21 protein-coding genes are annotated in these 20,334 nt (G+C 71.9%); 11 read left to right on the forward strand and 10 right to left on the reverse strand.

The window, feature by feature from the left end; translation table 11 throughout:
- Positions 1-9: 9 nt before the first annotated feature.
- From AB0C15_RS17740 to AB0C15_RS17750, 3 genes are all read right to left on the reverse strand, one after another.
- Positions 10-873, reverse strand: a complete 864-nt coding sequence (locus AB0C15_RS17740; protein ID WP_357353099.1) for an alpha/beta hydrolase — start codon at positions 871-873, stop codon at positions 10-12.
- A gap of 34 nt (positions 874-907) precedes the next feature.
- Positions 908-1,504, reverse strand: a complete 597-nt coding sequence (locus AB0C15_RS17745) for a hypothetical protein (protein ID WP_357353101.1) — start codon at positions 1,502-1,504, stop codon at positions 908-910.
- Between the two features lie 121 nt (positions 1,505-1,625).
- On the reverse strand, positions 1,626-2,222 hold the full coding sequence (locus tag AB0C15_RS17750; protein ID WP_357353103.1) for an XRE family transcriptional regulator: 597 nt from the start codon (positions 2,220-2,222) through the stop codon (positions 1,626-1,628).
- A gap of 76 nt (positions 2,223-2,298) precedes the next feature.
- On the opposite strand from AB0C15_RS17750, the gene AB0C15_RS17755 reads away from it, so the two are divergent.
- Positions 2,299-3,873, forward strand: coding sequence for an FAD-dependent oxidoreductase (locus AB0C15_RS17755; protein WP_357353105.1), 1,575 nt, complete (start codon positions 2,299-2,301; stop codon positions 3,871-3,873).
- Positions 3,874-4,133: 260 nt separating this feature from the next.
- Positions 4,134-5,885, forward strand: a complete 1,752-nt coding sequence (locus AB0C15_RS17760; RefSeq protein ID WP_357353107.1) for a DivIVA domain-containing protein — start codon at positions 4,134-4,136, stop codon at positions 5,883-5,885.
- 106 nt (positions 5,886-5,991) lie between these two features.
- Here the strand turns inward: AB0C15_RS17760 and AB0C15_RS17765 are convergent, their stop codons facing one another.
- The gene (locus tag AB0C15_RS17765; protein WP_357353109.1) at positions 5,992-6,480 is read right to left on the reverse strand and encodes a hypothetical protein; all 489 of its coding nucleotides are present in this window, start codon (positions 6,478-6,480) and stop codon (positions 5,992-5,994) included.
- Between the two features lie 287 nt (positions 6,481-6,767).
- On the opposite strand from AB0C15_RS17765, the gene AB0C15_RS17770 reads away from it, so the two are divergent.
- The 3 genes from AB0C15_RS17770 (at position 6,768) to AB0C15_RS17780 (ending at position 9,363) form a co-directional block, all read left to right on the forward strand.
- A complete protein-coding gene (locus AB0C15_RS17770; RefSeq protein WP_357353111.1) occupies positions 6,768-8,162 on the forward strand; it encodes an FAD-dependent oxidoreductase in 1,395 nt (464 codons plus the stop codon).
- Positions 8,163-8,305: 143 nt separating this feature from the next.
- Entirely contained in the window at positions 8,306-8,650 is a 345-nt protein-coding gene (locus AB0C15_RS17775) for a metalloregulator ArsR/SmtB family transcription factor (RefSeq protein ID WP_357353113.1), read from the forward strand.
- A complete protein-coding gene (locus AB0C15_RS17780) occupies positions 8,650-9,363 on the forward strand; it encodes a cation transporter (RefSeq protein WP_357353115.1) in 714 nt (237 codons plus the stop codon). The genes AB0C15_RS17775 and AB0C15_RS17780 overlap by 1 nt, the downstream gene beginning before the upstream one ends.
- A gap of 186 nt (positions 9,364-9,549) precedes the next feature.
- Here AB0C15_RS17780 and AB0C15_RS17785 read toward each other — a convergent pair whose 3' ends face one another.
- Genes AB0C15_RS17785 through AB0C15_RS17795 form a run of 3 tightly spaced genes read right to left on the reverse strand, consistent with a single transcriptional unit; the run spans position 9,550 to position 12,161 of the window.
- Positions 9,550-10,317: a nucleotidyltransferase domain-containing protein gene (locus tag AB0C15_RS17785; protein ID WP_357353117.1), complete on the reverse strand. Its 768-nt coding sequence runs from the start codon at positions 10,315-10,317 to the stop codon at positions 9,550-9,552.
- Between the two features lie 36 nt (positions 10,318-10,353).
- Complete coding sequence (locus AB0C15_RS17790) at positions 10,354-11,691, reverse strand: hypothetical protein (protein WP_357353119.1); 1,338 nt, start codon at positions 11,689-11,691, stop codon at positions 10,354-10,356.
- Positions 11,692-11,696: 5 nt separating this feature from the next.
- Positions 11,697-12,161: a hypothetical protein gene (locus AB0C15_RS17795; RefSeq protein ID WP_357353121.1), complete on the reverse strand. Its 465-nt coding sequence runs from the start codon at positions 12,159-12,161 to the stop codon at positions 11,697-11,699.
- 102 nt (positions 12,162-12,263) lie between these two features.
- On the opposite strand from AB0C15_RS17795, the gene AB0C15_RS17800 reads away from it, so the two are divergent.
- Together AB0C15_RS17800 and AB0C15_RS17805 are read left to right on the forward strand one after the other, a co-directional pair.
- Positions 12,264-13,019 carry a copper resistance protein CopC gene (locus tag AB0C15_RS17800; RefSeq protein WP_357353123.1) on the forward strand — a complete coding sequence of 252 codons (756 nt, stop codon included), beginning with the start codon at positions 12,264-12,266 and terminating at the stop codon, positions 13,017-13,019.
- A gap of 249 nt (positions 13,020-13,268) precedes the next feature.
- Positions 13,269-15,674 carry a ricin-type beta-trefoil lectin domain protein gene (locus AB0C15_RS17805; RefSeq protein WP_357353125.1) on the forward strand — a complete coding sequence of 802 codons (2,406 nt, stop codon included), beginning with the start codon at positions 13,269-13,271 and terminating at the stop codon, positions 15,672-15,674.
- Between the two features lie 75 nt (positions 15,675-15,749).
- On the opposite strand, the gene AB0C15_RS17810 is transcribed toward AB0C15_RS17805, so the two are convergent.
- Together AB0C15_RS17810 and AB0C15_RS17815 are read right to left on the reverse strand one after the other, a co-directional pair.
- The gene (locus tag AB0C15_RS17810; protein ID WP_357353310.1) at positions 15,750-16,709 is read right to left on the reverse strand and encodes a hypothetical protein; all 960 of its coding nucleotides are present in this window, start codon (positions 16,707-16,709) and stop codon (positions 15,750-15,752) included.
- Between the two features lie 161 nt (positions 16,710-16,870).
- Complete coding sequence (locus AB0C15_RS17815; RefSeq protein ID WP_357353127.1) at positions 16,871-17,257, reverse strand: DUF2267 domain-containing protein; 387 nt, start codon at positions 17,255-17,257, stop codon at positions 16,871-16,873.
- A 180-nt stretch (positions 17,258-17,437) separates the two neighbouring features.
- Here AB0C15_RS17815 and AB0C15_RS17820 point away from each other — a divergent pair, with 180 nt between their 5' ends.
- The 4 genes from AB0C15_RS17820 (at position 17,438) to AB0C15_RS17835 (ending at position 19,763) form a co-directional block, all read left to right on the forward strand.
- Positions 17,438-17,770: a nuclear transport factor 2 family protein gene (locus tag AB0C15_RS17820; protein WP_357353129.1), complete on the forward strand. Its 333-nt coding sequence runs from the start codon at positions 17,438-17,440 to the stop codon at positions 17,768-17,770.
- A 33-nt stretch (positions 17,771-17,803) separates the two neighbouring features.
- Positions 17,804-18,640 (forward strand): oxidoreductase, encoded by an 837-nt coding sequence (locus tag AB0C15_RS17825; RefSeq protein WP_357353131.1) that lies wholly within the window; start codon positions 17,804-17,806, stop codon positions 18,638-18,640.
- 221 nt (positions 18,641-18,861) lie between these two features.
- Positions 18,862-19,281, forward strand: coding sequence for an ATP-binding protein (locus AB0C15_RS17830; protein WP_357353133.1), 420 nt, complete (start codon positions 18,862-18,864; stop codon positions 19,279-19,281).
- Positions 19,282-19,385: 104 nt separating this feature from the next.
- Positions 19,386-19,763: a nuclear transport factor 2 family protein gene (locus AB0C15_RS17835; RefSeq protein ID WP_357353135.1), complete on the forward strand. Its 378-nt coding sequence runs from the start codon at positions 19,386-19,388 to the stop codon at positions 19,761-19,763.
- A gap of 14 nt (positions 19,764-19,777) precedes the next feature.
- Here AB0C15_RS17835 and AB0C15_RS17840 read toward each other — a convergent pair whose 3' ends face one another.
- Positions 19,778-20,248, reverse strand: coding sequence for a molybdenum cofactor biosysynthesis protein (locus tag AB0C15_RS17840; RefSeq protein ID WP_357353138.1), 471 nt, complete (start codon positions 20,246-20,248; stop codon positions 19,778-19,780).
- Between the last annotated feature and the right edge of the window lie 86 nt (positions 20,249-20,334).

Here is a 20,334-nt window from a genome sequence, read left to right on the forward strand (position 1 = left end):
CGGGTCACCCTAGTGAGGCGGCAGCGCCCCGGTGTCGGGGGCGAGGACCCGGGTGAAGAACGCCAGGGTGTCGCGGATCAGTGGTTCCAGCGGCGCTCCGACGAAGCAGTGGTCGGCCCCCCGCACCACCGACATCTTGACGTCGGCTCCCACCGCGGTCAGTGCCGCGGCCAACTCCTCGCTCTGCCCCACCGGTACCACGAGGTCCTGGTCGCCGTGGACCAGCAGCATGGGTGGGGTCTGCCCGGTGACGTAGGTGATCGGACTGGCCGCCCGGCCCACCGCCGGGTTGTCGGCCAACGGGGCGCCGATCAGCAGTGACTCGGGCGAGTCGGCCGCGTCGTGGTCGATCGTTCCGGACGGGTGTGCCTGCGACTGAATGGTGGAGAAATTTGACGGTGCGTACCAGCAGACGGCCGCCTGCACCCTGTTGTCGTCCTGGTCGTTCCCCCGCAGCGCGACCATGGAGGCCAGGTGCCCGCCGGCCGATTCGCCCCACACCCCGATCCGCTCGCCGTTTACGCCCACCGTGTCGCCGTGTCGGCGCAGCCAGCGCACCGCCGCCGTCACGTCGTCGAGTTGGGCGGGGAAGTGCGCCTCGCCGCTGAGCCGGTACTGCGCGGCGGCGACCGCGAAGCCGGCATCGATGGCGGCGGTGAACGGGTCCGCCGCCATGAGCCACTCTGGTGGCTGCTTGGGTGAGCCGAACAGCCACGCCCCGCCGTGGATCCACAGCAGGACGGGGACCGGTCGGGGTGCTGCCACCGGCACGACGAGGTCCAGTGTCAGCGGGCGGAAGCCCGGGACTTCGTGCACGACGATGTCGCGGTGATCGATCCGGTCGGTGCGGTGACGGTGTGCCGCATCGGTCATCGCGCCATCCTCGCACCGACGGCTCCACGGTGCCTCACACGGCGCGGTCGTCGTCCCGCAGCCAGTTGGTGAAGGCACCCATGCGCTCCGCGCTCCAACGTCTCCGGGCCGAGTACCCGTACCAGCGACCCTCTGCCATCTCGAAGCGCCACCGCATGATGGGCCCGGGGCGATAGGCAGCGAGGGTGATTCCCCACTGCCTCGCGAATTCCTCGCCGCCGCTGATCATACGATCGATGTCGCCTGGCTTAAGCTCAAGATCACGCACGCCGGTCATGACGACCGCCAACTCCGCGATGCCCGGATGCGCGGGTTCGACGTCGTCGTCCGGCGCCTCCCCCATCTCTCGAAGCATGCACTGCGACACCTCATCCACGGGGACGCCGTACGTCGCGTAGGTGTAACTGGTCACCCGCTCGGCGAATTGGCGAATCTCGGCATGGTCGTTCGGGTTCGGGTCGAGCCAGCGGAGTACGACCCGGAACGTTCCCAGCAACACACCCCCCAAGGCTCTCCGGTCGAGGAACGCCCTGGGTTGCAGGCGACGCGCCAGCGAGCGATTTCCGAGCAGGACGGCGTGCCAGTAGTGGCCCTGCACCGTGCTCAGTCCGCTCGCCTGCCGCGTGGTCATGTCAGGAGGGTATGAACAAGTCGCCAACGCGGATCTGCCAGCAGCCACGACCGCCAATGATCGACACATCGACCCGAGGTTGCTGAAGTCGGGGTGTCCCGGCGGCCTGGATGCCCCGAGTTCACTGATCGGGTGTGGATGCGGCCGGGCGGGCGCGGACGTGCAGCCGCTCCCCCTGCGGCCCGAACAGACTGAGAGCTTCGGCGGTGCCCGGGCCGGGGTTGAGGAAGAGGTGCGGGATGCGGGTGTCGAACTCGGCCACCTCGCCGGGGCTGAGCGTCAGATCTCGGTCGCCGAGCAGCAGGCGGATCCGGCCGGAGAGCACGTAGAGCCACTCGTACCCCTCGTGTGCCTGTGGTTTCCGGCCCCCGGCGGACGGGTCCGGCGGGAAGATCTGCTTGAACGCCTGCACGCCGCCCGGCCGGCGGGTCAGCGGCAGGTAGGTCACGCCGTGGATGACGATCGGTTTGGGGCGTACCCGGGGGTCGCCGGTGGCGGGGGCGTCGACAAGCTCGTCCAGGGCGACCTGGTAGGCCCTCGCCAGCGGGAGCAGCAGCTCCAGGGTGGGCCGGCGGCTGCCGGACTCCAGCCGGGACAGGGTGCTCACCGAGATGCCGGTGAGGTCGGCGAGCTGGGTCAGGGTGGTTCCGCGTTGGTGACGTAGGGCACGCAGCCGGGGGCCGACGGCCGCCAGCGCGGCACTGTCCTCGTTTGCCATAACGGCAAGGATAGTTGCCACCTTGCCGGTGGCGACGGATGGTGGGCGCAGACGACACGGTACGAGGGAGACAACTGTGGACGAGACGTACGACGTGGTGGTGGTCGGTGGCGGCGCGGCGGGGCTCAGCGGGGCCCTGGCGCTGAGCCGGGCCCGCCGGTCGGTGTTGGTGGTCGACTCCGGTGAGCCACGCAACGCGCCGGCCGACCGGGTGCACAACTACCTGGGCCGGGAGGGGACGCCGCCGGGCGAGCTGCTCGCGGTCGGGCGGGCCGAGGTGACCGGGTACGGCGGGCAGTTCCGCACCGGACGGGTGCAGGCCGCGACCCGGGACAACGACGGGTTCCGGTTGAGCCTCGACGACGGGGAGTCGGTGCGGGCCCGCCGCCTGTTGGTGACCACCGGGTTGACCGACGAGCTGCCCGACGTGCCCGGCCTGGCGCAGCGGTGGGGTCGCGACGTGCTGCACTGCCCGTACTGCCACGGCTGGGAGGTGCGGGACCGTCGGATCGGCATCCTGGCGACCGGGCCGCTCGCCGTGCACCAGGCCGAGATGTGGCGACAGTGGAGTTCGAGCGTGCTGCTCCTGCTGCACGACGCCCCGGCACCGGACGCGGAGACCGCCGAGCGGCTCGCCGCCCGCAGCATCGCGGTGGTGCCGGGCCCGGTCGCCGCGGTGGAGGTGACCGACGACGCGCTGACCGGCGTACGGCTCGCCGACGGCCGGGTGGTGGCGCTCGACGCGATCGTGGTGGCAACACGGCTGACCCCCCGTTCCGACCTGCTGGTGGGGCTGGGTCTCGCCCCGGAGGAGGTGACGATGGGCGAGCACGTCATCGGCGCCCAGATCCCCGCCGACGCCACCGGCGCGACCACCGTGGACGGCGTCTGGGTGGCGGGCAACGTGGCCGACCTGCGTGGACAGGTGATCACGTCCGCCGGGGCCGGGCTGAACGCCGCTGCGGCCATCAACGCCGACCTCATCGCCGAGGACACCCGCGACGCCGTGGCCGCGTACCGGCAGTTGGTGGCCACCACGTTCGAGGAGCCGGCGTGGGAGGAGCGGTACCAGTCCCGCCCCTCGGTGTGGAGCGGCCGGCCCAACCCGCAGTTGGTCACCGAGGGCAGCGACCTGACGCCGGGGCGCGCGCTTGACGTGGGCAGCGGCGAGGGCGCCGACGCGGTGTGGTTGGCCGAGCGCGGCTGGCAGGTGACGGCTGTGGACATCTCCAGCACGGCGTTGGACCGGGCCGCCGCGCACGCCGAGACCGCCGGTGTGGGCGACCGGATCGAGTTCACCCACGCCGACCTGCGCGACAAGCCGCCCGCCGAGCAGGCGTACGACCTGGTGTCCGCGCAGTTCATGCACCTGCCCCCGGAGCAGCGGCGGGAGTTGTTCGGTCGGCTGGCCGCCGCGGTGGCACCTGGCGGCGTCCTGCTGATCGTCGGGCACCACCCGTCGGATCTGTGGGGGTCGGCGCACCGGATGCACATGCCGGACATGATGTACACCGCGCAGGACGTCGCCGCCGACCTGGACCCGGCCCACTGGCAGGTGCTGACGGCGGAGGAACGCTCCCGCCCCGCCACCATGCCGGACGGTGAGACCACCACCCTGCACGACGCGGTCCTGGTAGCCCGCCGACGCTGACCGTCAGTCCTGCGCCTCGCACGTCGACAAGCGCCGATCATGGAGTCGTGCCGGATGACAAAAGGTGGTGGAGCGCCACCTTTCCGGCACCACGACTCCATGATCGGCGCAGGAACGGGGGAACAACGGGCGGCAACGTGAGAGGTGGTGGGGCAGGACTTCGCATCAGGTCCGCTCGGCGGTAGCGTTGCGCCACACTGACGGCCCGTGGGGCAGGCGACCGCCGACCCTGACGCCCCCGATCGTACGGAGGATGGTGCATGTCCATCGGCGCTGAGCCGAACGCAGCACGCGACGATGCGGCCTCCCGGCCGAGCTTCGAGCTCGCCCTGCGCGGTTACGACAAACGCCAGGTGGACCGTCACCTGGAGCAGCTCGACAGCCAGATCGCGATGCTGAGCCGCGAGCATGGACAGTCCGCCGTCCGCGTCCGAGAGTTGACCGCCGAGGTGCAGCGGCTGCGTGCCGAGCTGGCCGAGCTTCAGGAGCAACCCGTGCAGGTGGACCGCGCCTCGTTCCATGACCTGGGCCCGATGGTCGGCGAGATCATGGCGCTCGCCGAGAAGCAGGCCGGGATCATCACCGAGTCGGCCACCGACCGCGCGAACGAGCTGCGCGGCGAAGCCGAGCGGATCCTCGCCGACACCCGTGAGCGGGCCGCGCAGGCACGTCAGGACCTGTCGGAGGAGCTGGCCACCCGGCGGTCCGAGCAGGAGCAGGCGCACGAGGAGCGGCGCGCCCTGGCCGAGGCCGAGCTGACCGCGATCCGCGAGCACGCCGAGCAGTTGCGGGCCGACGGTGAGGCCGCGCACGAGCGCGCCCAGCACGAGGCCAAGCGGATCACCGAGCAGAGCGCGCAGCAGCTCAACCAGACCCGGGTCGCCGCCGACGCGTTGATGAAGTCGGCCCGTACCCAGATCCAGCAGGAACTCCAGTCGGCCCGCTCCAAGAACCAGCAGGAGATGGCCCAGTGGCAGGCCAACGTGGAGCGCGAGGTCAATGAACGGCGTACCGCCGCCGAGCGGGACATCGCCGAGCAGCAGGCCGCCGCCGAGCAGGAGTTGGCCGAGGAGCGCAGCGCGACCGAGCAGCAGATCGCCGCGCTGCTGGCCGAGGCGCAACAGCACGTCACCGAGCTGCGCAACCGCGCCGACGAGCAGGCCGCCAGCCACCAGCAGCAGCTCGCCGCCCTACAGAAGGAGCTTGAGGAACGCCGGCAGGAGGCCGCCGAGCTGCACACCGAGCTGGAGACCGGCCGCCAGCAGCTCACCGAGATCCGCCAGGAGGGTGAGACGCTGGAGAACGAGCTGTCCCGGATGCAGCAGCGGCTCAGCGAGGTCCGCCGCGACCTGACCGCCGAGAGCGCCCGACTGGACGAGGCCCGCCGCGCCGGGGACTCCGCCGAGCGGCACGCCAAGGAGGTCCGCGCCCGCGTACAGCGGGAGGCGAAGCGGGTGGCCGACCTCGCCGCCGCCGCGGTCATGGCCGCGGCAGCCGGCGGTACGGAGACCGCTGAGTACCCGATGGTCGGCTCCCGTTCCAGCGCGGACCGCCCCGCCCCCGAGCGGGTGGGCGTCGAACGGCTCACCGTCGACCGCACCGACGTCGACAGGCGGTCCGCCGAGCGACCCACCCCGGACGACGCGGACGCCGACCGCGCGATTGCCGACCCCGCCGACCCCGCCGCCGCCGACCGCGCCGCCGGCGACCGCGCCCAGCTCGACCCGGCACCTGCCGACCGTGGCCCGTTCCAGAACGGCTACGCCGACCTGACCCCGGCAGCACAGACCAATGGCGACCGGCCCTCGGCCGAGCAGGTGCACGGCGACCGCGCCCCGGCCGAGCAGGCGAACAACGAGCAGACGGTGGCGGACGAGTCGATGGCAGCACGGGAGGCGAGCGCCGACGACACCGAGCCGACCTTTCCTCGCCACATCGGCGCCGACGCGCCGACGCCCGTGCCGTTCCTGGCGTTCGGTCAGCCAAGTGAGAACGGCGCCGCCCGACACTGACCGCAGCAGCGCTCGAACCCGGGCCCGGAGCGAATCCGCGCGGGCCCGGGCCGAGCGTCCGGCAGGGTCGCGCGCCCGGCCGAAGGTCGCGCGCCCGGCCGTCGATCTACGACCCGGACACTCCCGAGGAAGATCGAGCTGACCGAGCGACGTACCTCCGCAGCTCGGCGACCTCCTCCTCGGTGAGAGCCGGGACGAAGTCGAGGTACTCGCTGGGATAGACGGCGGTGCCGGAACCGGCCACCGTGACGAACCAGGCGCCCTCGGGGCCGAACCAGTGCGCCTGTCCGGCCATGCCGAGGTCGACCGAGTCGTCCGGCGCGGTCGATTCGCCTGCCGAGATGATGCGCACCCACTGCCCGTCGCGCCCATACGGCGGCTGAGGGATCACCATCTCCAGGTGGTCCTCGTCGACCTGCTCCGCCGCCACCCCGTACAGCCGAGCGGCACCCTCGCGTGCCACAGTGCGCACCGTCCGCAGACTGCCGGTGGCGCCGACCAGCACCTCCCCGGCGGGTCCTTCGACAAGCACCGCGTACGTGCGATCCGCCTCGTGGCGAACCCGGGCACGGAACCGCAGCGGCAGATCAGGCATCCCCCAATGATCCCGCGCCGGGCCGCAAGGAACGCCCCCACCCGCGTCGATCTTGCACTTTCGGTCGTCGAATTGGGCGGAATGCCAGCTACGCCGGGACAGTAAGTGCAAGATCGCGGGGGCGGGGGCGGGGGCGGGGGCGGGGGCGGGGGCGGGGGCGGGGGCGGGGGCGGGGCGGATTCTGCGGGGAACCGGGGCGCCGCGCACGTCGGAGCTGGCAGGCTGGGCTGGCCGCCGCGCACCAGCGGTGGCCCGCCGGCCTGGCCGGTGACCGAGAGGAGCGCCCGGTGACCGACCAACCGGAGGAGTTCGACCTGCTCGTCGTCGGTGGCGGCAAGGCCGGCAAGACGCTGAGTATGGACGTCGCCCGGTCCGGGCAGCGGGTCGCCATGGTGGAGCGCGGCATGATCGGCGGCAGCTGCATCAACGTCGCCTGCATCCCGACGAAGGCGCTGGTGACGAGCGCGCGGGCCGCCCGCCAACTGCGGGACGCGTCGGCGCTCGGTCTGACGGTGCAGGGCGGCCGGGTCGACATCGACCTGTTGCGCGCGCACAAGCAGGACGTGGTCGAGGGGATGGTCGCGGCCAACCGGCAGCAGTTCCTCGACTCCGGCCTGCACCTGGTGATCGGTGAAGCCCGGTTCGTCGGCCCACGGACGGTACGGGTGGCGCTCGCCGACGGCGGCGAACGGCTGCTGCGCGGAAACGACGTGGTGATCAACACGGGTACCCGCCCCCATCTGCCGTCAGTGCCCGGGATGGCCGAGGCCGAGGTGCTCACCAGCGACGAGTTGCTGCACCTGGACCGGCTGCCGGCCCGGCTGGTGGTGCTCGGTGGCGGCACCGTCGGGGTCGAGTTCGCGCAGATGTTCGCGCTGTTCGGCAGCGCGGTGACACTTGTCGAGGGCGGTCCACGGCTGCTCACCCGCGAGGATCCCGACGTGAGCGACGCGGTGATGCGGGTCTTCCTCGATGACGGCATCGACGTCCGGGTGGGGGTGGCGGCGGCGCGGGTCGACCGGGACGCCGACGGCTCGCTCCGGGTGACGCTCGACGACGGCAGCGTGGTGGTCGGTGACGACGTGCTGGTGGCGGCCGGCCGGGAACCGGTCACCGACGGGCTCGGGCTCGACGCGGCCGGCGTACGGCTCAGCGAGCGGGGCTTCGTGGAGGTCGACGAGCACCTGCGGACCACCGCCGAACGCACCTGGGCGGCCGGGGACGTCGCCGGCAGCCCTCAGTTCACCCACGTCTCGTTGGACGACTACCGGATCATCCGGGCGAACCTCGCCGGGGGCCGGCGCAGCACCGCGGACCGGCTGATCCCGTACACCGTCTTCACCACCCCGGAGCTGGCCCGGGTCGGGCTCACGGAGACCGAGGCCCGTCGCGCCGGGCACGACGTCCAGGTCGCCCACCTGCCGGTCGCCGCCATCCCCCGGGCGCGCACCCTGCGCCAGACCCAGGGCATGTGGAAGGCGGTCGTCGACACCCGCTCCGACCGGATCCTCGGCGCGGCGCTGCTCGGCGCCGAGGCCGGTGAGGTGATCACCTCGGTGCAGCTGGCCATGCTCGCCGGGATGCCGTGGACCGCCCTGCGGGACGCGGTGATCACCCACCCGACCATGACCGAGGGTCTCAACCTGCTCTTCGCCTCGCTGGAGTCCCGCCCGGTCCGCTGAGCGCCGATGGTGCCCGCCCGCGCAACCGTGCACCGGCCAAGCCGCGGCCAACCACCAGAAGTTGCGGTTACGCAAGCCCTGGATCGTGCGGAGGCGGGTGGTAGGCGTGGAAATAGTTCAGGATCCGGTTTATTCAGCTTCTGATGTATGATCCGGTCGTGGAGACGCTCACGCACGGGCAGGTCCTCGCCCGTTTCGGTCACGCCCTGTCCGACCCGGTCCGCGCCCGGCTCCTGCTCGCGTTGCGCGAAGGACCCGGCTATCCGGCCGAACTCGCCGACCTGCTGGGTACCAGTCGACAGAATCTCTCCAACCATCTGGCATGCCTACGCGGTTGTGGCCTGGTGGTGGCCGTACCCGAGGGGCGCCGCAGCCGGTACGAACTGGCCGACACGCGCCTCGCGCACGCCCTCGGTGATCTGCTCGGCCTTGTCCTGGCCGTCGATCCCGCCGCCTGCCCGACCGCCGCGTCCGAGGGGTGCTGCTGATGGGTGCGCCCCTACCACTGGTGTCGCTCGGCCCGACACCGGGGCGACGCGCGACCCTGGTCCGGCGGATCCGTCTGTTCGTCGCCGCGACCATCACCTACAACGTCGTCGAGGCGATCGTCGCGATCAGCGCCGGGACGATGGCGTCCTCGACCGCGCTGATCGGGTTCGGGCTCGACTCCGTCATCGAGGTGGCCTCGGCCAGCGCTGTCGCGTGGCAGTTCTCCGGCCCCGACCACGAACGACGGGAGCGCGCCGCGCTGCGCGTCATCGCGGTGTCGTTCTTCGCCCTCGCCGCGTACGTGTCCGTCGAGTCGGTCCGTGCGCTCATCGGGGCGGACCGCGCGGGGCACTCCACGATCGGCCTGATCCTGGCCGCGGTCTCCTTGGCGGTGATGCCGGTCCTGTCGGCCGCGCAGCGGCGCGCGGGTCGGGAGCTCGGCTCTGCGTCGGCCGTCGCGGACTCCAAGCAGACCCTGCTGTGCACGTACCTGTCGGTGGTCCTGCTGGTCGGGCTGGCCGTCAACTCGCTGTTCGGCTGGTGGTGGGCCGACCCGGCAGCCGCTCTGATCATCGCCGCGGTCGCGGTCAAGGAAGGCCGCGAAGCGTGGCGCGGGGACGCCTGCTGCGCCCCCGGTGCCGCCTTGCGCTCCCCTGCCGTCGACGGCGACAGCGGCTGCACCGTCGGGTGCTGCACCACCGACACCCGCTGACCGGGGATCTGAAGGACGATCTGGCGCTCACTCGGTACAGCTGTCGACGCCAACTGCCTTCGCTGCCGCTTCGATTGACTCAGCGGCCTCGACGTCGGTGCCGATCACCCCGTCGGCGACCTACCGCGAAGCGATGTCGGAACATCTGCGACGCATGCGGTTCATCAGCCGCTCAGGACAGGTCTTCTAGCCGGCGATCTCGTCGCGTACCCGTTGTTGGAAGGCTCGGGCCTGTGCCCCGGTGGGCGGCGGCCCGCCGTGCCGGGCGGCGACCGCCCGACCGATCACCTCGGCCGGGTCGCCGGTGTCGATCAGTCGCTGGCCGGCCGTCACCTTCGCCAGCCAGACGCCGTCGCGGTGGCGCACCAGCGATCGGCAGGCGCCCAGTACGGCGTCCTCGGTGCCGGGTGCGGGCTGGTCGGCCGGCGGGGTGGGCAGGGCCAGCCACCAGGTCAGCGCCTCGATGAGCAGCCGGCGCAGGTCGGCCGGGGCGAGGTCGGCGAAGGCCTCCCCCGCTGGCGGCCCGAGCAGTGCGAATCCACTCTGGTGCAGGATGCTGCGGTCGAGGCCGTACCAGAAGCGGCCGTCCGTCGCCGGGCGGTCGGCGGGGTCGAGGGTGCGGCGGAACGGCATGGCGGCCCCGGTGTTCAGCTCGACCTCGAAGCCGGGCTCGGGGGTGCCGGAGGCGGCCAGCGCCCGGTCGTAGACGACCAGTTCCAGCCCGCGCGCCGGGCAGGGCAGCGCCTCGTGCCGCAGCCGGGCGACGAGCGTCCGCTTGGCGGCCTCGGTGAGCGGGCCGGCGCTGAGCAGCGCCACGTCCACGTCGCTGCGCCCGGCCTGGTACGCCCCGAGCCCCACCGAGCCGGCCGCGTACGCGCCCACGAGGTCGGTGCCGAGCACGTCCCGGGCGGTGCTGACGAGGTCGTCGAGGTAGTGCTGAAGATCGGAGTCCACGGGCCATCATGGCGCACCGGTCCGAGCCGGGCGGCCCTACCCCGCGTAGAGCAGCAGCAGGCCGGCGATGGTGTAGGCGACCATCAGCGCGAGCAGGGGTAGTTGGCCGGCCACCGCCCGGGCGCGGGGAAACAGGTACAGGGCGCGGTCGTGGGCGAGCAGCGTGCCGAGCAGGTGCCCGAGGATGATGACGGTGACCTGGACGCTCGCCACGCCGGAGGGGGTGACCAGCGCGGTGTGTGGCTCCCAGTCGGCGGTGCCGAGCCAGTTGGCGCCGGTGCCGAGCGGGTCGGAGAGCAGCGCGACGGTGCGTTGACCCTCCAGGATCAGCAGCGAATAGTAGTGCGCCACCACGTACCCCACGGCGATCGGCACGATGGAGTGGGCGATCTCGCCCGGCACCGCGCGGGCGTCGGCCGCGTCGGCGCGACCGATGCGCGCCGCGGCGCGGGTGGCGGCGAGGTACGCCACCGCGGCGGCGGCGATGACGGCGCTCAGGCCGGCGCTGCCGGTGACTGCCGGGTGCAGGCCGTTCTCCTGGCTGAAGCGCAACCAGCCCGGCGCGTTGGAGAGGCTGTCGTACATGGTCGAGCCGAGCAGCACGACCACCACGGCGACCAGCCCGGGGCGGGGGCGCAGGCCGGCGATCCCGTCGAGCGGGTTACGCCACACCAGGACGCCGTCGGAGGCCCGGCCGATCGGGGCGAGCTGACCGATCAGGGTGCTGTACGCCTCGAACGGGTCGGCGTGGTCGAACCAGCGTGCGCCGAACACCACCGCGCCGGCCAGCAGGACCACCGCGTACCCGGTCAGCCAGACGGTGATCACCGGCAGGGTGGCCCGGTCGGGGGCGACCAGTTCCAGCCAGACGAAACCGAGCAGGGTCACGGCGGCCGGCCACCACCCGACGCTGGCGGGCAGCTCCCGGAGCCCGCGGTCCGAGTCGCGCCGGGCGGCCAGCGCGCCGAGCAGATGCACCGTACGCAGCGGGTTCACCATCCGCCAGACCGGGCCGAGCAGCAACGACAGCGGGGCCAGCCCGACCCAGAGCAGCACGTAGAGCGCCCCGGCGGTCGGGTTCTCGGCGGTGTCCGGGCCCAGCAGACCGAGGCAGAACCAGGCGGCGGCGAGCAGGCCGAGCCCGCGCAGCACCCACCGGAACGCCTGCGCGTCGACGAGGCGGGCGAGCTGGCGCGACACCGGCCGGCCGCCTGCCGCGTCCCGGTCGAGCCGGGGTTCGCGCCAGAGCAGACCCAGCGCGAGGAACGTGACGACGAGCGTCAGCGCGGCGGCGACGACCAACTGCGGCAGCGTGATCGGCAGGTCCTGACGGCCACCCACGCCGTGTGCCAGCACGGTGGGGGCGGCCGTCATGTCGTTCAGCGGACGACGAGCTGGAACAGGACCAGCTCGGAGTCGTGCGTCTCCACCTCGAACAGTCCGGTCTGGTCGGCCCGGAACTCCACCGAACCGGGTGTGCCGGCCGGCAGCCGGGCGCCCAGGTCGTAGCCGTGCACGTGCAGTTCGTCGGCCACGTCGGAGGTGACGGTGATCCGGACCAGTTTGCCCTTACCGACGGTGACCCGACCGGTCGGCGGATCGACGCGCTTCTTCGCGATCGTCACGGTGATCTGGTGGTCCACCGCCACGGTGCTTGCGGACGCGCTGGGTACGGCGGTGACTGTCGGGGCCGGCGCGTTCGACGGGGCGAGGGACGTCGCCGTCGTCGAGGGGGCGGCCACCGAGGGGTCGTCGTCCTGCCCGCAACCGGCCAGGAGCAGGACGGCGAGGGTCGCGGCGGCGAGGGTGACGGGGGTGCGGGCGGCGGGGGTACGGAGGAACACGGGCGGACTCCGAACGACGCGGGGGGACGGGTGTCGGGGTGATCGTCGGGGAGGTGAACTCTACGTCTTGTTCGGTGCCGGGGACATGACCATGATGAACGAATGCAATCGAAGCTCGTCACTGTGGGTAAGGTCTCGGCTCGTGTCGCGCTGGCGCTGGTGGTGACCCTGGCGGTGTCGCTGCTGCTGCCGGTCGCCCCGGCGTCCGCGCACGGCCAGTTGGCGACGTCCACGCCGCTGAAGGGCACCGTCGTCCGCGAGCCGCTGGGCCAGTTGGCGTTGTACTTCACCGAGAAGCCGGCCTCCAACGCGCACTTCACCATCAGCGGGCCGGACGGGTCGCGGGTGGACAATGGCTGGTCCCACGGCGAGCCGAAGCGGCTGGACAAGCCGGTCACCGAGTACTTCATGGTCAACGGCGTGTTCGAGCCACGGCTCTACCACACCGGCTTCCCGGCCCTGGTCACCGTCGCGCACTGGCCGGCGAAGGGCCGCTACACCGCCAGCTACCTCTCGGTCGCCTCCGACGGTGAGGCGGTGCGGGGCGAGGTGACCTTCGACTACCAGGGTGCGGCAACGGCTGCCCCGGCCGGCTGGTCGGCACCCACGGCGGGGCCGGACCCGGCGCTCGTCGCCCAGGCCGAGAGCGAGGGAGCTGCCAGCCCTGGTGCCACCGGCAGCGCCATCTACCCTACCGACGCACCGGCGAGCCCACCGGCCGGCGCCACCGAGGAGCAACGCGGCGGCGGGTTCCCGGCCTGGCTGATCCCGGCCCTGATCGTCGTCGTGGTCTCGGCGATCGTGCTGGTGGCAGCCCGTCGTCGGCCCGACGGTCCGACGGGGCGTGGACGGAGGTAGACGCCCGCGCTATCCGGGCATTATCCGCGTACCGTCACGAACTTTCGCACGGACATAGGAAACTTTTGATGTATCGAGGCGAAGCCATGGACACTCCAATCGAAACGCCTTAATGTCTCGACCCATCAACCCGGTGTTTCCGCATTGTCACTCGTCGGCGTCGAGGACGTTACGGAGCCGGGCCCGACGGTCACCCTCACCGCTGATCCGCGCCGGCCGTCGGACACTCCACTGCCTCCTGGAGGAACGATGGGCACACGCCTGCTACGCCGGATCCACCATCCCGTCCTGGGTGCGCTGGCACTCGTCCTCGCCGCCGGCCTCTGGGCCGTCCCCGCCACCGCCGCCCCCGCGCAGGAGCCGGGCGTCACGCTGCGCGTCTTCGACGTGCAGGTGCCGCTCTCCGAGCTGTGCACCCTCAAGCCCGCCCAGACCCCCAACGTGGACAAGCTGATGTCCACAATCAACTGGACCTCGGCGGCCGACTTCGGCTTCGAGGACAACTTCGTCTCGCAGGTGCTCGGCAACATCACCACCACCCAGGCCGGCAGCTACACCTTCCGGCTCAGCAGTGACGACGGATCCAAGCTGACGATCGACAACGCCGTGGTGATCAACCATGACGGTCTGCACGGCGCGACCCCGCCCAAGGAGGGCACGGTCACCCTCACCGCCGGTCTGCACCCGCTGCGCATCGACCACTTCGAGCGCGGCGGCGGGCAGCAGATCACCCTGGAGTGGAGGACGCCCGGCTCGTCGACCTTCGCGGTCGTACCGAACTCGGCGCTGAGCACGGACGCCGGTGTGGTCCGGGTGACCGCGCCCGGGCGCAAGGAGTGCGAGGGGGTCTCCGACACCCCCGGTGACGGCCTGCCGCTGACCGGTGTGCACCCCGGCTACACGCTTACCAACCTGCGGCCCAGCGGCTTCCAGCCGAAGGTCACCGGCATGGACTGGCTTGCCGACGGCCGACTGGTCGTCAGCACCTGGGGTGGCAGCGACCAGTCCGGCACCTCGCAGGACGGTGAGGTCTGGATCCTCGGCAACACCGGCGGGTCGACCAGCCCGGGCACCGTGACCACCAAGAAGATCGCCGGCGGTTTGAAGGAGCCGATGGGGCTCAAGGTCGTCGACGGGGTCGTCTACGTGACCGAGAAGCAGCGGTTGACCCGGCTGGTCAACACCGGCGGCGACGAGGTGGCCGAGCGGCTGGAGACCGTGGCCACCTGGCCGTACGGCGGCAACTTCCACGAGTTCGCGTTCGGCCTGCTCTACGCCGACGGGTTCTTCTACCTGAACCTGTCGGTGTCGATCAACTCCGGCGGCGCCACCACCAACCCGCAGCCCGCCACCAACCGGGGCACCACCCTCAAGGTCAACAAGGACACCGGCGCGGTCAGCTACGTCGCCGGCGGACTGCGGACGCCGCACGGCATCGGCTGGGGCCCGGAGGGCGGCATCTTCGTCACCGACAACCAGGGCGGCTGGCTGCCCTCGTCCAAGCTGGTGCACGTCAAGCAGGGCCGGTTCTTCAACCACTACACGAACCCGGCCGGTCCGTTCGACACCGCCACGGTCACCCCGCCGGTGCTGTGGATGCCGCAGAACGAGATCGCCAACTCCCCCAGCACACCGATGTACCTGACCAGCGGGCGCTACGCCGGCCAGTTCGTCATCGGCGACGTGACGTACGGCGGTCTGCAACGGGCGAATGTGGAGAAGGTCAACGGCGAGTACCAGGGCGCCCTGTTCCGGCTCACCCAGGGCCTGGAGGCGGGCGTCTCCGAGGTAAACGTCGGCCCGGACGGCGCGATCTACGTCGGCGGGCTCGGCGCCGGCGGCAACTGGGGTCAGAGCGGCAAGCTGTCGTACGGCCTGCAGAAGCTCACCCCGAACACCGCCACCACCTTCGAGATGCTCGCGATGCGCGCCACCACGACGGGCTTCGAGGTGGAGTACACCCAGCCGGTGTCGACGGCGACCGCCGCCGAGCTGGCCGCGCGCTACAAGCTCAAGCAGTGGCGGTACGTGGCCACCTCGGCCTACGGCGGTCCGAAGATCGACGAGGAGACCCTGACCGTCACCTCGGCCACCCTCTCCGCGGACGGCAAGAAGGTCAGTCTCACGGTGCCCGGTCGCAAGGCCGGCCGGGTGGTGCACCTGCGCTCCCCGCGCCCGTTCACCTCGACCAGCGGCCAGTCACTGTGGAGCACCGAGGCGTGGTACACGCTGAACTCCATCCCGGGCAGCCCGCCACCGCCCGTCGGCGGCACCATCACCGGCGTCGGCGGCAAGTGCCTGGACGTCGACAACGCGGGCACCGCCGACGGCACGAAGATCCAGCTCTGGACCTGCAACAACACCGCGGCCCAGTCGTGGATGCGGGTCGGCGACACGTACCGGGTGTTGGGCAAGTGCCTGGACGTGGACAACGCCGGTACCGCGAACGGCACGAAGATCCAGCTCTGGACCTGCAACGGCACCGGCGCACAGGTCTGGCAACCACAGAGCGACGGGTCGATCCGCAACCCGCAGTCCGGCAAGATCATGGAGGCCGCCGGCGGTAACACCGGCGACGGCACCCAGATCCAGCTCGGCACGTACGCGGGCGGCGCCCACCAGAAGTGGGTGGTCAGTAGCGGGGTAACCGGCTGACCCAGGACGACGGGGCGTGGTCTGACCGGCGGGTCAGGCCGCGCCCCGACGCGTTCGCCGCGCGAGGAGCGACACTCAGCGGAACAGCACCGGCCGGTTCCCCCGGGCGCCGACGAGGTGGCCCCGGACGTTGATGTCCTCGATCGAGTCGGTCTCCCACACGCCCCGGGTGGTCAGGTCGGTCATCAACCCGTTGCGCCAGAGGAACGGGTGCCACGCGGCGGTGGTGGTGCTCCGGCCCACCACCTCACCCCGGTCGTTGATCGCGGTGGCGCGGCTCCAGTCGCCACCGAGCGTGCCGAGGTCGGTCAGTGTCCCGTTCTGCCAGCGGAACGCCCGGCCGTTCGCCGCGCCCACCACCTGGCCCCGGTTGTTGACCCCGAGGGCCTCGCTGCCGATCTGCGTGAACACCCCGTCGCGCAGCCGGCCACCGACGCAGGTGCACGGGTAGTCCTGTGGCGGCACGTTGAACCCGCCCACCACGTCGCCGGCGTTGTTGAAGTCGGTGGTGAACTCGTAGAAGTACTCCCGACCCAGGTCGGTGAAGACCCCGTCGCGCCACAGGAAGCGGTGCGGCATGTCTCCGGCCGGTTCGCTGGTGCCGAGCACCTGCCGCCGGTCGTTGACGCCGATTGCCACACTGTTCTCCCCGCCCAGGGTGCCCAGGTCGTGGAGCTGACCGTCGCGCCAGAGCACAGCGCGGGTCAGGTAGTCCGAACCGAACGAGGTGATCGCCACGTCACCGAACTCGTTGACGTCCACGGCGCTGGAATCCGTGTCACCCGGTAGCACGCCCAGGTCGGTGATGACACCGTGGCGCCACCGCACGGCGTGCCGGGCGCCGCTGGCGACCGTGCTCCAGCCGACGATGTCGCCGCGATCGTTCATCGCCGTCGCAGCGCCGTCACCTCCGCTCAGGGTGCCGAGGTCGACGACCCGATAGCTGTGCGGGGACGCGACGGCGGGAGCGGGAGCGAGGGTGATCATCGCGACGACGGTCGTCGCTGCGGTCAGCAGGGGACGCGGGGACACCATGGACGCCAAGGGGGACGCTCCTCTGATCGGAGCGGCGACGACCCGGCGGACGGGCGCGGGGAAACCGCCACTGCGCGTTCGATCGGTAACGCACAGTAGATCCGGTGTCGTGGCGGTGCGCCAGGGACCGAACGGTCACCGACGCAGGAGGCGCGCGTCGGTCAGGGACCGTGCGGCAGCGGCTGCGCCAGTGCCCGCAGGTCCGCCGGGAGCTGGGCCAGGGCGTCCTCGAACTCCCGGTGCCCGACCACCCGGTGCATCGTCTGGAGCACCGCCCGGGTGCCCCGCTCGGCGGCCGGACGGTCGATCCCGGCGCGGTCGGCCACCCGGCTCAGGAACTCGTCGTAGCCGAACGTCTCCGGCGGCTCGGCGGCCTTGACCAGCAGTGGGCTCAGCTCGTCGGCCAGGTGGGGGGCCAACGCGCCCGCCTCCCCGCCGCTGAGCCGCTCGGTGAGGGTCCGCAGGACCGCCTCGGTGAGCGGGCGCGCCTGCTCCGGCGAGAGACCCGCCCGTGCCGCAACCTTGTCGACGAACGCCAGTTCGGCCATGCCCCCGCCCTTCGCCTTCGGAAACGCGTGGCTACCCGGGCCCACCGGCAGCAAACCCGGCAGCGGGAGCGGGATGCGTTCTGCCGGTTGCTCCGCGCGGTGCGGTTCACGTCTCGTACGGTGAGGTCGGACCGGGAACCCGACGGCTGCCGACGGCGGCCCGTGCCGCAGGAGGAGCAGATGGCCCTCGACCTGCCCGAGGTGATCGACAGGTACTTCCGGGCCGTCAACGACCGGGACCTGGACACCTTCGTCGCCTGCTTCGCGGACACCGCGAGCGTCGCCGACGAGGACCGGCTGTACGACGGGCGGGCCTCGATCCGCGCCTGGCGACAGAAGACGATGGACGCCTACTCGTACACCGCCGAGCCGGTCCGGGTCGACGCCCAGGCGGGCGACTCGTACCTGGCTCTCACCCGGCTGACCGGCGACTTCCCCGGCAGCCCGGTCGAGTTGCGGTACCGATTCACGCTGCGCGACGGGCTGATCGGCGCTCTGGACATCCGTCCCTGACGGCGAACGGTCCACCGACACGAAGGGAACACCGTGCCGCGAGTCTGGCTCATCACCGGCTGTTCGCGTGGTCTCGGCCGCGCCCTCGCCGAGGCGGTCCTGGCCGACGGCGACCACCTGGTGGCCACCGCCCGCAACCCGGCACAGCTCGCCGACCTGGTCGACAGGCACGGTGACCAGATCCGCGCGGTGGCCCTCGACGTCAACGACCCCTCCGCCGCCCGCGCCGCCGTCCGCACCGCCGTGGACACGTTCGGCCGGCTGGACATCCTGGTCAACAACGCCGGGTACGCCGACGTCGCCGCGATCGAGGACATGTCGGAGGACGACTTCCGGGCGCAGATCGAGGCGAACTTCTTCGGCGTGGTCAACCTGTCCCGGGCCGCCCTGCCCGTGATGCGCGAGCAGGAGCGCGGGCACATCGTGCAGATCTCCAGTGTCGGCAGTCGGGTCGCGAGCACGGGTCTGGGCGCGTACCAGGCCGCCAAGTGGGCGGTCAGCGGCTTCTCCGCGGTGCTCGCCCGGGAGGTCGAGGCGTTCGGGATCCGGATCACCAACGTCGAGCCGGGCGGGCTGCGCACCGACTGGGCCGGCTCGTCGATGAGCGCCCTGCCGGTCAGCGAACCGTACCGGCTGGTCATCGACCCGGCCGTGCAGCGGCTGCGCCAGGCCAACGGCACCCAGCCGGGCGACCCGGTCCGCGCCGCCCAGGCGATCATCCGAATCACCCGGGTCGACGACCCGCCGCTGCGGTTGCTGCTCGGCGCCGACGCCGTGGCCGCCGCCCACGCGGCCGCCGAGGCCCTCGCCGCGTCCGACGCGCGGTGGCGGGAGTTGAGCGAGTCCATCGCCTTCGACGCGGCCCCCTGACGCGACTGCCCCACCGGACCGGCGAGGCCGGTCATACCGGCCCGCAGGTGATCAACCGCCGAACGGACGAGACGGTCAAGGGGTCAGTGGGTGACATGATGTGGCGACAACAGCTACGAGAAGGGTTCCCGCTGCCCGATGGCGCACTTCGAGGCTCGTCCGCCCACGACACCCGCGTGGATCGCGGTGCCGCTGGCCGGGCAGCCGCACCGGGTGGGCTGATGCCGGGCGAGCGACGGGAGGCCGTGGCCGAGCAGATCGTCCCCACCCACACCGCGGACACCATGTCGTATCAGGTCGCGACCGACGTACGAGCGCTGCGCGCGTTCGTCAACGCCGGGGCGCTGGCCCGCGGCCTGTCGCCCGAGCGGGTGGAGCTGTTGACGCTCGCGGTCAGCGAGCTGGCCAGCAACACGTTGCAGCACACCACCGGCGGCGGCTGGGTCCGGCTCTGGGCCGAGCCGGGCCAGCTTTTCTGCGACGTGGTCGACCACGGGCCGACGCGGACGCTCGGCCGGAGCATGCCGGCCACCGACTCGGTCCGGGGTCGCGGGCTGGCGATCGTGGAGCAGATCTGTGACGAGGTCGCCGTGCTCAGCCTCCCCGGCGAGACCGTCGTACGGATTCGTCTGAGTCTGTGAGGGTCGGCGGCGATCCCCGCTGGGCCCGGGTCGGGTGGGCTGCCACAATTCGGACGGCCCGGCTCGATCGAGACCGGGTAGGACCCGACCGGGAGGACGGCACGATGCCGGACAGCGCACGCGAGGCCGAGCTGCTCGACGCCGAGCGCACCCTGCAGGCCGCCCAACGGGCCGGCGACGTCGCCGCCCTCGACCAGTTGCTCGTCGACCAGCTGATCGCCGTCGGCCCGGACGGGCGTACGTACACCAAGCAGGATGACCTGGCCGCCTACCGGGACCGTCGCTCGGTCGTCGAGGAGCTGGTGGAGGAGGAGTTGGACCTGCTCGTCGTCGGCAAAACCGGGGTGACGTTCTTCGTGGGCCGGGTGTCCGGCGTCTTCGACGGTGCGGCGGCCACGGCCCGGCTGCGCTACACCAGGACGTGGGTCCACGACGACCCGCACGGCTGGCGGGTCCTGGCCGCGCACATCAGCGCGGTCTGACCGAGCTGGCGTCCTCAGGTCACGGTGGCGTCGAGCGGGCCGATGCGCAGGGTGCCGTCGGTGAGGGGCGTGCAGCGGATGCCGCCGGTGGTCCGCAGCGCCTTCCACGCCCCCGGGCCGACGGTGACGTCCATCCAGGCGCACGGCCGGGCCGCCCGGTTGACCCGCAGGCTGACCGGGCCGTCGCCGGAGTCCAGGACCAGGACTCTGCCGATCAGCTCGTCCACGGCGATCCCGGTGGTGAGGATGTTCCGCCGCACCTCGGTCAGGCCGATGCCGACCGGCAGCGACTCCTGGGCGATGACCGTGACGCTGGCGTCGCGGTGTGCCTGTTGACCGAAGTACCTGTCGCCGACGATGCCGAGGCCGGCCCGGATCCGGACGGCGCCGACCAGCTCGCCGGATGGGGCCGGTGCGGGGCCGTCGGCGGGCCGACCCAGGAAGCGGTGCACGGGCGAGGCCAGCAACTCGACGATCTCCGGCATGGCAGGAATTCTACGAAGCGTACCGGCTCCCCGAGGCCTGTCGGCGGACGACGCGGCGCGTCCCCTGTTGCCAGGGTAGACCGAAC

It is taken from the genome of Micromonospora sp. NPDC048835 (assembly GCF_040649995.1).
In the GTDB taxonomy this organism is placed as follows: domain Bacteria; phylum Actinomycetota; class Actinomycetes; order Mycobacteriales; family Micromonosporaceae; genus Micromonospora.

Bases quoted from the DNA above. Each gene is read 5' to 3' on its own strand.
- AB0C15_RS17740 (WP_357353099.1), bottom strand. From the start codon at position 873: ATGACCGATGCGGCACACCGTCACCGCACCGACCGGATCGATCACCGC.
- AB0C15_RS17745 (WP_357353101.1), bottom strand. From the start codon at position 1,504: ATGACCACGCGGCAGGCGAGCGGACTGAGCACGGTGCAGGGCCACTAC.
- AB0C15_RS17750 (WP_357353103.1), bottom strand. From the start codon at position 2,222: ATGGCAAACGAGGACAGTGCCGCGCTGGCGGCCGTCGGCCCCCGGCTG.
- AB0C15_RS17760 (WP_357353107.1), top strand. From the start codon at position 4,134: ATGTCCATCGGCGCTGAGCCGAACGCAGCACGCGACGATGCGGCCTCC.
- AB0C15_RS17765 (WP_357353109.1), bottom strand. From the start codon at position 6,480: ATGCCTGATCTGCCGCTGCGGTTCCGTGCCCGGGTTCGCCACGAGGCG.
- AB0C15_RS17775 (WP_357353113.1), top strand. From the start codon at position 8,306: ATGTATGATCCGGTCGTGGAGACGCTCACGCACGGGCAGGTCCTCGCC.
- AB0C15_RS17780 (WP_357353115.1), top strand. From the start codon at position 8,650: ATGGGTGCGCCCCTACCACTGGTGTCGCTCGGCCCGACACCGGGGCGA.
- AB0C15_RS17790 (WP_357353119.1), bottom strand. From the start codon at position 11,691: ATGACGGCCGCCCCCACCGTGCTGGCACACGGCGTGGGTGGCCGTCAG.
- AB0C15_RS17800 (WP_357353123.1), top strand. From the start codon at position 12,264: ATGCAATCGAAGCTCGTCACTGTGGGTAAGGTCTCGGCTCGTGTCGCG.
- AB0C15_RS17805 (WP_357353125.1), top strand. From the start codon at position 13,269: ATGGGCACACGCCTGCTACGCCGGATCCACCATCCCGTCCTGGGTGCG.
- AB0C15_RS17810 (WP_357353310.1), bottom strand. From the start codon at position 16,709: ATGGTGTCCCCGCGTCCCCTGCTGACCGCAGCGACGACCGTCGTCGCG.
- AB0C15_RS17815 (WP_357353127.1), bottom strand. From the start codon at position 17,257: ATGGCCGAACTGGCGTTCGTCGACAAGGTTGCGGCACGGGCGGGTCTC.
- AB0C15_RS17820 (WP_357353129.1), top strand. From the start codon at position 17,438: ATGGCCCTCGACCTGCCCGAGGTGATCGACAGGTACTTCCGGGCCGTC.
- AB0C15_RS17830 (WP_357353133.1), top strand. From the start codon at position 18,862: ATGCCGGGCGAGCGACGGGAGGCCGTGGCCGAGCAGATCGTCCCCACC.
- AB0C15_RS17835 (WP_357353135.1), top strand. From the start codon at position 19,386: ATGCCGGACAGCGCACGCGAGGCCGAGCTGCTCGACGCCGAGCGCACC.
- AB0C15_RS17840 (WP_357353138.1), bottom strand. From the start codon at position 20,248: ATGCCGGAGATCGTCGAGTTGCTGGCCTCGCCCGTGCACCGCTTCCTG.